This is a genomic window from Arthrobacter sp. Y3223166 (assembly GCF_059090935.1).
Genome location: NZ_JBNHGE010000001.1, coordinates 95,525 through 107,368, shown reverse-complemented (window position 1 = coordinate 107,368; position 11,844 = coordinate 95,525). Strand labels below are relative to the sequence as shown.

Below are 11,844 nucleotides of genomic sequence, written 5' to 3'. Positions count from 1 at the left end.
TGACGCTCAGCCCGCCGGGCGCATCCTGCGGATGAGGTAGAGCAGGAAGGGAGCGCCGATGAAAGCCGTGATGATCCCGATCGGCAACTCCTGCGGCTGCAGCAGCATCCGTGCGAGCAGGTCGGCCCAGATCAGGAAGATTGCGCCGAGCAGGGCAGAGACCGGGATGACCCGGGAGTGGGTGGCACCGACCAGCCTGCGGGCGAGATGCGGAACTACCAGTCCAACGAATCCGATCGATCCGGAGGCAGCGACGACCACACCGATGCACAGGGAGATGATGATCAGCAGCTGGGTGCGGAACCGGCCGGGTGCAACGCCGACAATGTGAGCGGTTTCGTCGCCGATGGCCAGCGCGTCCAAGCGCCTTCCGGCAAGGGTCAGCAGGCAGCTGGTAATCAGGACCACCACGACGACGATGGCCAAGGGGCTTCCCCACTGGGCCAAAGCCAGGGACCCAAGCAACCAGAACATGACGGACCGGGCGCCCTCTGCCGAGCCGGAGGCGAAGACCAGAAAGCTGGTCACGGCGGTCAGCGCGTATCCGATCGCAACGCCGGCCAGCAGCAGCCGCATTGAGGTCACTCGTCCGGCCGAGCGCGCGATAAGGAAGACCATCATCGACGCGGCCAGCGCGCCGATGAAGGCGCTGGCGGGCAGGGCGTGTTCGCCCACCCCCAGACCGACGCCGAACAGGATCATGGCTGCCGCACCGCTGGAGGCTCCGGAATTGATGCCGAGCAGGTAGGGGTCGGCCAGCACGTTGCGCACCATTGCCTGCAGCGCTGCTCCGCACACCGCCAATCCGGCACCTACGACGCATCCGAGCAGCACGCGAGGCATCCTGACGTCCCAGACGATCGTCGAGGCTGTCGGATCGGGCTGATACCCGGACGGCTGGCCCGGCATATGCGACAGGATCACTTGGACCACGGTCGCGGTATTCAGCATGACAGGCCCGGTCGCCACAGACAGCACCATTCCGGCGACGAGAAGCGCGGCCAGCGCCACTACCCAGAAGAGATGACGACGCCGGAGCCTTGCCCGCAGCAGCGGGTCCGCGCCGCGTGGGGTCTGGCCGTCGCGCACGTCGCGTGCGCGTGGGGTAGGGTCCGATGACGGAAAGATGATCAGTGCCTCCAACAAGGCTGGGTCAGTACTTGCGAAGATTCAGTGGTTGCTGGCCGAACCAGCGGTGGCGGAGCAGGTCGACGGCGGCGTGCAGCATGGCGTTCAGCGTGTCGGTGCTGCGGGACAGGGCGCGCAGGGCGAATCCGGGGCCGTTGAGCAGAGACAGGCCGAGCTGCCCGCCGGGATCCATGGGGGCCAACCGGTCCTGCAGCTCGCGCACCAGGTCGCCGTCCACCCGCGGGTCCACCACGAGCATCGAGCCCAGGTGCGAATAGTCTTCGAGGAAAAGCATGCTGGAGAGCGGCGCGTCCGGATCGCCGGGGCGGATCAGCAGGTTGTCCAGGGCGAGCAGGCGGCCGTCGCGGTAGATGTCGTTGCGGATGCGCACCTCCTCGTACCGGAAGGGCCTGCCGTCCGGGGACCAGCCGGGAGTGACCACGTCACACATCACCAGGGAGGAGTCCGCGGCGAGCTCGACGACGGTCTCCTGGCGGTAGGTGGCCTCCCGGTACGCGATGAGCTGGTCGGGCAGGTACTCCAGGCTGGCGCCGGGGCCGAGGCGGAACCGGGTGCGCTGCACGGCCGGTTCGCCCGGCGTCCGATAGATCTTGGTGGCGGACTGGGTGGTCAGCAACAGGCGGGCCTGGTCCTCGACCTGGACGTCGACCTCGTAGACATCCCCGCCAAGGTAGCCGCCGCCCGGATTCACGATCGTGTAAGCGACCTGCGCGGACGCGTCCAGGTAATGCGGTCGGATAACCCGCAGCGCGCCCTGGTGGTATTGCGAGGTGGCGACGCCGCGGCCGCCGCGCAGGCCCACCGTCAGGCGCAGCTCACCGGTGGGAAGCTGCACGCCCGCCGGCTGGGCCGCGCTCACTGCGCCAGGTCCTGCATGAGCACGTCGCGGCGCAGCCAGTCGATGACCTTGTCCAGGCCCTCGTCCGTCTTCAGGTTGGTGAAGCAGAACGGCTTGTCTCCACGGAATTCCTTCGAGTCGGACTCCATGACCGACAAATCTGCACCCACGTGCGGCGCCAAATCGGTCTTGTTGATGATGAACAGGTCCGATTTGATCATGCCCTGGCCGGCCTTGCGCGGGATTTTTTCGCCCTGCGCCACGTCGATGATGTAGATGGAAAAGTCCACCAGTTCCGGACTGAACGTCGCCGAGAGGTTGTCGCCCCCGCTTTCGATGAACACGACCTGCAGGTCCGGGTGCCGCTTGATCAATTCCTCCACGGCGGAGGAGTTCATCGAGGTGTCCTCGCGGATGGCGGTGTGGGGGCAGCCGCCGGTTTCGATGCCGATGATCCGGTCCAGCGGCAGCACGCCGTTGGCGGCCAGAATCTTCGCGTCTTCAATGGTGTAGATGTCGTTGGTGATGGCGGCCATGGAGATTTCGCCGGACAGGTGCCGGGTCAGGCGTTCGACCAGCTGGGTCTTGCCGGCGCCGACGGGGCCGCCGATACCGATCTTGATGGGTTCCATTGTCTTACTCCTTGTTCCGTGGGCCGGCCGCGGTGCGGCCGGGTCTGTTGCGTGCGACGGCGGGTCAGGACATGAACATGCGGGCGCGCTGCCGCTCGTGGCGCATTTGGGCGATTTCCAGTCCCGGGGCGGCGGCGCCGAAGTCGCCGCGTCCCAGTCCGGCGATCCTCGCCGTTGCGACGGTGATCTCCGGATGGGCCTGGCGCAGCACCCGCTGCCCGGCGTCCTGGCCGATCGGGATGCCGCGGATGGCATTCTGCGTCAGCGAGGTCGCCGTCGAAAACAGGTAGGTGCCCAGCAGTTCCGGCAGCGGAACGTGCAGGCTTCGCCCGGCGATGGCGAACGCCAGCGCCGGATGTCCGCTGCATTCGCCGCTCGCGACGTCCTCGCGGTACTGCTCGATCTCGTCGCTGTCGAGGATGACCGAGGCAATCTGGAGCATCCGCGCACCCATTTTCACGCCCGCCTCGCGCACCTGCCGCGGCAGGGCCTGCGCCGCCAGCATCGCGTCCAGCTCCCGCAGTTCCGCCGTCGAGCGGGCTTCCAGGGCCAGCCGGATGGCAAGGCCGTCGCTGTATGTCAGCTGGGTGTGGATGAACTGGCCGAGCCAGACCGCAAAGGTCTTCTCGTCGCGGACCAGCCCGCGTGACAGGAACGTCTCCAGCCCGAACGAGTGGCTGAAGGCGCCCGTGGGCAGGGCGGAGTCGGCCAGCTGCAGCAGGGGCAGCAGGTACGACGACGGGTGGCGCCCGGGTGCCTCAGTGCGTGTGTTCGGCATGTCGAAACGGCACGGGCATGACCCGCTCCTGCCGGGAGTAGGGCACCTGCATGTGCTGCAGGTAGTCTTCGACGGTGTGGTCGTACTGCACCACCATGACCTCCGCCCGGTAGTCGCTTCCGGCGTCGAAAAATTGCGCCTGCAGGTGCCTGTTGCCCAGGCTGTGGGCCACCACGCCCATTTCCCGGATGGTGCGCGGGGCGATCACCAGCACGTCCGTGGGCAGGACGCTGACGACGATGACGTTCGACTCGTCGCGGAACAGGATGTCGCCGTCGCGCAGGTCTCCCGGGGTGGCCAGGCGGATGCCGATTTCGCGGCCGTGATCGGTGGTCACGCGCTGGACGCGTTTGACCAGTTCGCTGCTGGGAAGTGCTACCTTCTCCTCGTGCAGGCCGGCAAGCTCCGTGTGCGGAAGATCGTGCCGGTTGGCGATGACGCGCTCAATAATCATTGACTACGTCCTTTCAAGGTATGGCTCGGTTTAGAACAGGAAGTAGCGCTGGGCCATGGGGAGCACGGTCGAGGGCTCGCAGGTGGCTACTTCACCGTTGACCGTGACGGTGTAGGTTTGCGGGTCGACCTGGATGTCCGGCGTCTCCCCGTTGTACTTCAGGTCTGCCTTGGTCAGGGTGCGGATGCCGTGGGCCGCGCGGACGGTCCGGCGCAGGTTCAGCCGGTCCGGGATGCCCTCGTCGATGGCGATCTTCGGCATGAACGTGATCGAGGACGAGTGCACGGCGCTGCCCAACGCCCCGAAGTTGTGCCGCAGAGTCCGCGGCTGCGGGGTAGGGATGGAACCGTTCGCATCGCCCATGATGGACTGCACGATTTGTCCGCCCTTGATCACCATTTCCGGTTTGACGCCGAAGAAGGCCGGGTCCCAAAGCACCAGGTCCGCGAACTTGCCCACCTCGACGCTGCCGACGGAGTCGGCGATGCCGTGGGCGAGCGCGGGGTTGATGGTGTACTTGGCGACGTAACGCTTGAGCCGGAAGTTGTCGCCGATTTCCGGGTCTTGCTCGAACTTGCCGCGCTGGCGCTTCATGGCATCCGCCACCTGCCAGGTCCGCAGCACCATCTCGCCGGCGCGGCCCATGGCCTGGGCGTCCGAGCTGGTGATCGAGAAGACGCCGAGGTCGTGCAGCACGTCTTCGGCGGCGATGGTCTCCTTGCGGATCCGGGAGTCGGCGAAGGCTACGTCTTCGGGGATGTCCGGGTTCAGGTGGTGGGCGACCATGAGCATGTCCAGATGCTCGTCGAGCGTGTTGGTGGTGTAGGGCAGAGTCGGGTTGGTCGAAGCCGGCAGGACGTTGGGCAGCCCGGCGACGCGGATGATGTCCGGGGCGTGCCCGCCGCCGGCGCCTTCGGTGTGGAAGGTGTGGATCACGCGGCCGTCGATGGCGCGGATGGTGTCCTCCACGAAACCGCATTCGTTGAGGGTGTCCGCGTGGATGGCGACCTGCACGTCGAACTCGTCGGCGATCCGCAGCGACATGTCGATCGAGGAGGTTGTGGCGCCCCAGTCCTCGTGCACCTTGAAGCCGATGGCCCCGGCCCGGATTTGCTCGGCCAGCGGACCGCGCGCGCTGGCGTGGCCCTTGGCAAGCAGTCCGATGTTGATCGGCAGGTCGTCCACCGCCTGCAGCATCCGGCCGATGTGCCACGGCCCCGGCGTCACGGTGGTCGCCTTGGAGGCATCCGACGGCCCGGCGCCGCCGCCGATCAGGGTGGTGACGCCGTTCGCCAGGGCCACCGGCACCTGGTCGGGGCTGATGAAGTGCACGTGCGTATCGATGCCGCCGGCGGTGAGGATCTTGTGCTCCCCGGCGATCACGTCCGTCGCGGCACCAATGGTGATGTCGACGCCGTCGGAGATGTCCGGGTTGCCCGCCTTGCCGATCTTGAAGATGTGCCCGTCCCGCAGTGCCACGTCGGCCTTGTAGATGCCGCTGTAATCCAGCACGACGACGTTGGTGATGACCGTGTCCGGAATATCCTGGTCGCGGGTGCGCTGTCCGTTCTGGCCCATGCCGTCCCGGATGACCTTCCCGCCGCCAAAGACAACTTCCTCGCCGTAGCGGGTGTAGTCGTGTTCGATCTCCAGCAGCAGGTCGGTGTCCGCCAGCCGAATCGCATCGCCGGTAGTCGGCCCGTACATCTCCGCATAGTGCCTGCGGTTCATCTCGAAGCTCATCGCTGTTCCTCCCCGCCGCCGTCGGTCTTCTCCGCGGCAGCTTGCCCGGTCTGCTCCGCGGCCTCGCCGCGTCCGCCCGCCTTCTTGGCGGCGCCGCCGGCCTTGGGGCCGCGGGATTCGTCGACCAGGTCCATGCCGTACGTGGTGTGGAAGCCGGCCGCCTCGACGCCGACGTTGGGCAGGTCGATGTCGTATTCGGCCGCCAGTTCGGGCTCAGCCTCGGCGTTGATGCCGGCGGTGCCGCCGATGGCGTCGGTGTAGGCCGGGGGGACGCTGGCGCCCAGCGACCCGTTCATGTGGTTCCGGAAGCCGTAGACCTCGCGGTTCCCGGCGATCTCCACCAGGTGCACACTGCGCGCATCGCCGGGCTCGAATCGCACGGCCGTGCCCGCCGGAATGTCCAGCCGAAAGCCGCGCGCGGCGACCCGGTCCATATCGAGCGCCGGATTAACCTCGGCGAAGTGGTAATGCGAACCGACCTGAACCGGCCGGTCGCCCCGGTTGGTCACGTTCATGATGCGGGTCTCGGCGCCCTCGTTGCAGATGATGGGCTCGCCGCGCAGGATGTATTCTCCCGGTTTCATGGGTCTCTCCTCAGGCTCAGCGGATCGGGTTATGGACGGTGACCAGCTTGGTGCCGTCGGGGAAAGTGGCCTCGACCTGCACATCGGCGATCATCTCCGCCACGCCATCCATGACGTCGCCGCGGGAGAGGATCGTGGTCCCGTAGCTCATCAGGTCCGCGACGGTCCGGCCGTCGCGGGCGCCCTCGATCAGTTCATAGGTGATCAGGGCCACCGCTTCGGGATGGTTGAGTTTCAGGCCGCGCTGCTGGCGCCTTCGGGCAAGGTCGGCGGCGACCACAATCATGAGTTTTTCGTGCTCACGGGGCGTTAAATGCATGTAGAACTCCCTAGTCCGTAACAAAAAGAAGTGTCCACCCGTTATCTACAACCGGTCAGAGACTAGACCGGGAGGCCCGTGGATAAGGCAAGGATAGCCACGGAGATCGCACCCGGCAAATTGGTGGGAATCCGGTGGCATCACCGCCTCACAATTGCTTGACATCGAGCTTCCCGGTGTCCTTCACACCCGGTCGGCTCGTCCTGCTGAAGCGACCGCGACCAAGGTCACACGGTCTCGGACCGGTAGCCCGGAGCAGGCGGGAGGGCTTCCGCCCCGTCCCACCAAGCGAGCGCGCGCGTGGCGTAGAACGTAAGCCACTTGGACGGCTCACCCGGCGGCACGTCGACGTCGAACCATACGCGGCCGGGGTGGCGGCGTTCCTGCAGCCAGGTGCTGTCCGACTGGCGCGCGGCACGGATCACCTCCACGGCGTCGGCGAGCCGGGGATCGGGAGCCGTGCCGTCGTGGAGCGTGGCCGACCTGAAGTAATCCACGGCATTCAGTGCGCTGTAGAGCCAGCGGAACGGGTAGGCGAAATGCGCGGCCCAAGGCCCGACGGGTTCACCGGTCGACCGGGTGTACAGCAGCCGGCGTTCCAGCAGGTACTCTTCGCCGGCGTGGCGGGCGGCGCGGAGATCGTCCGAGCCCCCGGCGACGGACTCGTAGTACAGCAGCCCTTTCAAGGTGTTGAGTGTGGAATGGAAGGACGAGCGGGTGGAACCTTCGATCCATTCGCAGTTCCAGCCGCCGTCGGGCAGTTGGTGCTCGATGAACCAGGTGGCGATCCCGCCCACGTCCGCACCCAGCCAGGCGCCGTTGGCCAGGGTGAAGGCGTTGATGCAGCAGTCCACCTCGCCGTCCCAGTAGGGCAGGTTCTCGTATTCCCAGCGGCTATTGGCGGCGAGCAGGTCCGCCGTGCCGGCAAGCGCTGTTGCGTCGAGGCCCCAGTCCCGGAGGTAATTGAGCGACCAGGTTGTGGCGGTCCACGGCTGTCCGGCGCCCTCGGCCGCTTCCGGCCCCTGGAAGTCGAAGTCGCTGGGGAAATAGGCCCCGCCGGCCCACTGGCCATCGGGGTCTTGGTGCGCGAGCAGCCGCGCGCCGAAGCCCTCGGTGGCCACGTTCGCTTTTGTCGCGGCCCACCGTTCGGGGGGCGCATGTGCGAGGTCCCGTTCGACCTGCCAGCGCAGTGCCGGATCGGAGTCGAGCAGCCAGCCGACCAACGCCGCCTCGGGCTTCATGATCAACAGAGTAGCGGCCCCCGTAAAAGAACAACATGGCCTCCGCGCCCCGCCCCGCTCGGGGAGGGGAACCGAAGGACTGCGCTGGGCGGGCACGACGTCGTGGCCGGAGACCGCCGCCGCGGAAAAGTGGCCAAAGGCGGTCACAATGGGTGAATGCGATCACAGAGATGGGAGGCCCGGCCGGGGCAGCATGTTGAAGCCACCGATGCCGGACCTTATGGCCAACACGCGAACGGAGCGCCCTGATGAAGACACTGATTCCCGGATTGCCGCTGAATATTACCGACCTGACACTCGACCATCTGCCCGTGCCGGCTGCCCAAGTGGCCGAGGGCGCGCCGACTACCGGCCTGCATGGCCTGGGCCGGCTGGGCGACCTCGGCGTTGGAGTCTGGGAAATGTCCACCGGCAGCATGAACGATACGGAAGCCGACGAACTGTTTCTGGTCGTCTCCGGCAGCGCCACCGTGGAATTCCACCACGACGACGCCCATGACGCCGCCGGGACGGCGGTCCCGTTGGCCCCAGGCTCGCTGATGCTGCTGTCGGCAGGGATGCGCACCACGTGGACGGTGCACGAAACCCTGCGGAAGCTCTATCTCACGCCAGAGCGGGAGTCATCCGACGCGGAGTGATGCATCGGACTGCTCCGTCCAGCCGGTCGGCTTCTCCGTCGAAGATGGTCTTGAAGCAGTGTGCGGCGGCCGTCCGAGCCTTGCGAGAGAAGGAAGGCGACGTCGGTGCCCGGGTGAGCACCGACGTCGTCCCATAATCCCCGAAGCTACTTGACCTTGTCCTTGAGGAACTGCACGGACCGGCTCCAGGCGAGCTTGGCCTCCTCGGGACGGTAGTTGCCCTGCGGGTTCTCGTCGTTGTGGAAGGCGTGCGGGGCGTCGTAGAAGTAGTAGGTCACTTCCGCGCCGGACTCGCGGCGGATCTGCTCCTCCTGCGCCTTGGCCTTCTCCACCGGGTAGGACTTATCCTGTTCGCCGTAGTGGCCCTGGATGGCGGCGCGGACCCCTTCGTACGATGTGGGCACGCCCTGGCCGACGCCGTAGAACGGCACGGCCGCGCTGATGCGCTCTCCCTGCTGCGCGGCCAGCGCCAGCACAAAGCCGCCGCCCATGCAGAAACCGATGGCACCCACCGTGGAACTGGTGACTGACTCGTGGGCCAGCAGGTAGTCCACGGCGCCGGCCAGCAGCCGGGCGCCTTCCTCTTCCGGCAGCTTGGACATCATCGCGGCGGCTTCCTTGCCGTCGTGGGCGATGCGTCCACCGTAGAGGTCCGGTGCCAGCGCGACAAAACCTTCGGCGGCGAGGCGGTCGGCAACATCGCGGATGTGGTCCACCAGGCCCCACCACTCCTGGATGACGATGACGCCGGGGCCCGACCCGGACTCGGGCACGGCCAGATAACCATGGGCCTCGGTGCCTGCTGATTCGAAGGTGACGTTCTGGTACGTCGGGTTGTCGGCCAAAGTCCTACTCCTGATCACTCGGGGGCATTCGTTGCCAGTCTAGGACAGCGGCGCATGTTGTCGTGCTTGCCGGGCGGCGGAGGGCCCGTGGCATGGCCAAGCCGGTTGTCGGGGCGGAGAATCGGTCTATGGAACAGCTGAGGAAGACTTTCACCGCCCTTTCGATTGCTGCCGGGCTGGCCGTTACACTGTCGGCCTGTGACGCCACCGGAGACGACATATCCCAGCCCGAACCCGGCCAGGCCCAGCCGGCCGAAAGCCCGGCCGGGGCCGGCAACCCGAGCCCTGGCGGCACCGGATCTGCCATGCCCGGTGAACGCAATGCGCGGGCCGCGGTCGAAACCGCGGTGAATGCCGTCCGCGGCAGTTCCGCGATCGAACTCGACTACAGCGACCGGCTTCAGGCCTGGGAGGTGGACGTCTTCGACGTCGATGCCGAGCTCGAGGTACAGGTCTCGCCGGACGGCAGCGAGGTGCTTGAGCAACGGGAATCCGGGGGTGCCGAACCGGAGCAGGCCCGAGAGTTGGAGCAAACCAGGGTTTCCATGTCCGAGGCCCTTGTCACCGCCGCGGAAGCCGAACCGGGGAACGTGGACGAAGTGACGCTGGGGGATGAGGACGGCCTCCCGGTGTGGGAGATCGAGATCGACCGCGGAGACGGCTCCAGCGCCGACGTGTTGATCGACGCCGTCACCGGTGAGCAGATCCGCTAGAGGGCGAACCTTTCGAAGGCCATTCAGGTGCATAATTGCCCTCGGGAATGATGCTCCTTGTACCCGGGGCCGAATCTGTCGTGGTGGCCACCTCTTATGCCCATGCCTGCTGGCTGTAGTGCACGGCGCGTCCGCCCACCATGGTCATGGCGGCAGCCACGGTGTGCAGGTCTTCTGAAGCCAGATCGAAGGGCTGGCGGTCCAGTACCACCAGGTCCGCCAACGCGCCCACCCGGAGCAGGCCGCCCTGATCAAGGCGGTTCAGCCTTGCTGAACCGGAAGTATAGGCGGCCATGGCAATCTCCAAGGCCAGGGCCTCGCTTGGTATGAGAGGCTCTTCCCCCGACATTTCGGGGCCGCGGCGGTTGACGGCCACATGGATAGCCTGCCAAGGGTCGGGGGTGGAGACCGGCCAATCCGATCCCATCGCCAAAGCGGCGCCGGAGGAGACGAGGGAGTTGAAGGGGTATTGCCAGCCAGCCCTCTCGAGTCCGAGGATCGGCAAGGTCAACTCGGTCATCTGCTCGTCATTCTGCGCCCAGAAGGCCTGGGCGTTGGCTGTGACTCCGAGCCTGGCGAAGCGCGGCACATCCTGCGGGTGGACGATCTGGATGTGTGCCATATGGTGCCGTCTGGCGGTGCCGCCTGTGTTGGTGTTGCGGGCGTGCTCGATGGCATCGAGCCCGTCGCGCACCGCGCGGTCTCCAATGACGTGCATGTGCAGGTCAAAGCCCGCACCGTCCAATGCTGCGACCGCATCGAGGAGCACTTCCCTGGGCATATACGTCAGGCCGCGGGAGTCCGCTGCGCCGTGGTCGTTGGAACCTCCGGTGCAGGTGCACGGGCGCAGGTAGGGATCCAGCATCGCCGCTGTCTGATTCTCAGCCACCCCGTCCACCATGATCTTGGCGCTCGTGGTGGTGAAGCCCGCAACTCCGTTCTCCCGTCGCCGTTCTTCGAATCCTTCCACCAGCTCGGCGAGGTTGCCCGACGTTGTGGTGCGCGGCACCCACAAAGCTCCTGTGGCCCGTGCGGTGAGCATGCCGTTTCCGGCCAGCTGCCGGTATATCCGGCTGACGTCCGGGTAGCCCGCATAGTCCCCAAGGATCGCTTCCTGCCAGCCCGTGACGCCTTGCGCGTGCAGGAATCGCTGTGCCTCGAGCAGTGCTTCGGCCAGTTCCGCATCGGTGGGTTCCGGCACCAGCTTGCCCACAAGGTCCATGGCGCCCTCATGCAGAGTGCCGGTGGGGTTACCGTCGCTGTCCCGCTCCAGCCGCCCATCAGCAGGGTCCGGTGTTCGGGCATCGATGCCGGCCAGCTGAAGGGCCCGGGAGTTGACCCAGGCCCCGTGGTGGTCTCGGTTAAGGAGAAACACCGGCCGGTCTGCAACGACCTCGTCCAACTGCTCCTTGCGAGGGGCGCCGCCGTGGAAGTCGGCCATTGACCAACCACCCCCGGTGATCCACTCCTTGTCGGGATTAGCTGCGGCGTATTCCCGCACAGTGGCGAGCGCGGCCTTTGCCCCTGAGACCTCCGACAGGTCACAGCTGAGTCGTTCAATCCCGCCGTAAACGGCGTGTACGTGGGCGTCGGTGAAACCCGGGCACAGCAGCCTTCCGCGCAGATCTACCGTTTCCGCCGCTTTGCCGGCCGCGGCACGCACCTCATCGTCCGTGCCGACGTCCGTGATCCGCCCGCCGGTCACGGCGACTGCGGTAACGTCCGGTCGCAGGCGCACCCCGTCGAAGATTCTGCCGGAGTGGAATACCCAGTCGGTCATGCTGCTCCTTTGCGGTCCTTTCCTGGCCGGCGGCTTTTCCTCGACCCGCTGCTCGTCTCCGCCGGGGATGGTGTCAGGTGCGAATGATGAGCAGGTGCACATCATAAGACAGGCAACAGCCGCAAAGTCA

Annotated in this window: 12 protein-coding genes and 1 pseudogene; 2 read left to right on the top strand and 11 right to left on the bottom strand. The window is 66.6% G+C overall.

Translation table 11 applies throughout. The features are described from left to right. Positions 1–6: 6 nt before the first annotated feature. The 9 genes and pseudogenes from AC5RUH_RS00510 to AC5RUH_RS00470 form a co-directional block, all read right to left on the bottom strand. A complete protein-coding gene (locus tag AC5RUH_RS00510; protein WP_494127707.1) occupies positions 7–1,011 on the bottom strand; it encodes a FecCD family ABC transporter permease in 1,005 nt (334 codons plus the stop codon). A 142-nt stretch (positions 1,012–1,153) separates the two neighbouring features. Then, a complete protein-coding gene (locus AC5RUH_RS00505) occupies positions 1,154–2,008 on the bottom strand; it encodes an urease accessory protein UreD (protein WP_494000937.1) in 855 nt (284 codons plus the stop codon). Continuing rightward, on the bottom strand, positions 2,005–2,619 hold the full coding sequence (gene ureG / locus AC5RUH_RS00500; RefSeq protein ID WP_494000936.1) for an urease accessory protein UreG: 615 nt from the start codon (positions 2,617–2,619) through the stop codon (positions 2,005–2,007). The genes AC5RUH_RS00505 and ureG overlap by 4 nt, the downstream gene beginning before the upstream one ends. 64 nt (positions 2,620–2,683) lie before the next feature. After that, positions 2,684–3,397 carry an urease accessory protein UreF gene (locus AC5RUH_RS00495; RefSeq protein ID WP_494013667.1) on the bottom strand — a complete coding sequence of 238 codons (714 nt, stop codon included), beginning with the start codon at positions 3,395–3,397 and terminating at the stop codon, positions 2,684–2,686. Beyond that, complete coding sequence (gene ureE, locus AC5RUH_RS00490; RefSeq protein ID WP_494025142.1) at positions 3,378–3,851, bottom strand: urease accessory protein UreE; 474 nt, start codon at positions 3,849–3,851, stop codon at positions 3,378–3,380. The genes AC5RUH_RS00495 and ureE overlap by 20 nt, the downstream gene beginning before the upstream one ends. Positions 3,852–3,881: 30 nt before the next feature. Further along, entirely contained in the window at positions 3,882–5,594 is a 1,713-nt protein-coding gene (ureC, locus tag AC5RUH_RS00485; RefSeq protein ID WP_494127601.1) for an urease subunit alpha, read from the bottom strand. A gap of 149 nt (positions 5,595–5,743) precedes the next feature. Next, a pseudogene (locus AC5RUH_RS00480) lies at positions 5,744–6,178 on the bottom strand (urease subunit beta); the annotation flags it as partial. A 16-nt stretch (positions 6,179–6,194) separates the two neighbouring features. Next, complete coding sequence (locus AC5RUH_RS00475) at positions 6,195–6,497, bottom strand: urease subunit gamma (protein ID WP_494000932.1); 303 nt, start codon at positions 6,495–6,497, stop codon at positions 6,195–6,197. 227 nt (positions 6,498–6,724) lie between these two features. Beyond that, the gene (locus AC5RUH_RS00470) at positions 6,725–7,738 is read right to left on the bottom strand and encodes a squalene cyclase (protein WP_494127600.1); all 1,014 of its coding nucleotides are present in this window, start codon (positions 7,736–7,738) and stop codon (positions 6,725–6,727) included. Between the two features lie 248 nt (positions 7,739–7,986). On the opposite strand from AC5RUH_RS00470, the gene AC5RUH_RS00465 reads away from it, so the two are divergent. Further along, positions 7,987–8,376, top strand: coding sequence for a cupin domain-containing protein (locus AC5RUH_RS00465; RefSeq protein WP_494127599.1), 390 nt, complete (start codon positions 7,987–7,989; stop codon positions 8,374–8,376). A 146-nt stretch (positions 8,377–8,522) separates the two neighbouring features. On the opposite strand, the gene AC5RUH_RS00460 is transcribed toward AC5RUH_RS00465, so the two are convergent. Further along, the gene (locus AC5RUH_RS00460; RefSeq protein ID WP_494024171.1) at positions 8,523–9,221 is read right to left on the bottom strand and encodes a dienelactone hydrolase family protein; all 699 of its coding nucleotides are present in this window, start codon (positions 9,219–9,221) and stop codon (positions 8,523–8,525) included. Between the two features lie 128 nt (positions 9,222–9,349). Here AC5RUH_RS00460 and AC5RUH_RS00455 point away from each other — a divergent pair, with 128 nt between their 5' ends. Further along, positions 9,350–9,934 (top strand): PepSY domain-containing protein, encoded by a 585-nt coding sequence (locus AC5RUH_RS00455; RefSeq protein ID WP_494127598.1) that lies wholly within the window; start codon positions 9,350–9,352, stop codon positions 9,932–9,934. 94 nt (positions 9,935–10,028) lie between these two features. On the opposite strand, the gene AC5RUH_RS00450 is transcribed toward AC5RUH_RS00455, so the two are convergent. Continuing rightward, positions 10,029–11,714 (bottom strand): amidohydrolase, encoded by a 1,686-nt coding sequence (locus AC5RUH_RS00450; RefSeq protein WP_494024173.1) that lies wholly within the window; start codon positions 11,712–11,714, stop codon positions 10,029–10,031. Between the last annotated feature and the right edge of the window lie 130 nt (positions 11,715–11,844).

Bases quoted from the DNA above. Each gene is read 5' to 3' on its own strand.
- AC5RUH_RS00470 (WP_494127600.1), bottom strand. From the start codon at position 7,738: ATGAAGCCCGAGGCGGCGTTGGTCGGCTGGCTGCTCGACTCCGATCCG.
- ureC (WP_494127601.1), bottom strand. From the start codon at position 5,594: ATGAGCTTCGAGATGAACCGCAGGCACTATGCGGAGATGTACGGGCCG.
- AC5RUH_RS00450 (WP_494024173.1), bottom strand. From the start codon at position 11,714: ATGACCGACTGGGTATTCCACTCCGGCAGAATCTTCGACGGGGTGCGC.
- AC5RUH_RS00495 (WP_494013667.1), bottom strand. From the start codon at position 3,397: ATGCCGAACACACGCACTGAGGCACCCGGGCGCCACCCGTCGTCGTAC.
- AC5RUH_RS00465 (WP_494127599.1), top strand. From the start codon at position 7,987: ATGAAGACACTGATTCCCGGATTGCCGCTGAATATTACCGACCTGACA.
- AC5RUH_RS00455 (WP_494127598.1), top strand. From the start codon at position 9,350: ATGGAACAGCTGAGGAAGACTTTCACCGCCCTTTCGATTGCTGCCGGG.
- ureE (WP_494025142.1), bottom strand. From the start codon at position 3,851: ATGATTATTGAGCGCGTCATCGCCAACCGGCACGATCTTCCGCACACG.
- ureG (WP_494000936.1), bottom strand. From the start codon at position 2,619: ATGGAACCCATCAAGATCGGTATCGGCGGCCCCGTCGGCGCCGGCAAG.
- AC5RUH_RS00475 (WP_494000932.1), bottom strand. From the start codon at position 6,497: ATGCATTTAACGCCCCGTGAGCACGAAAAACTCATGATTGTGGTCGCC.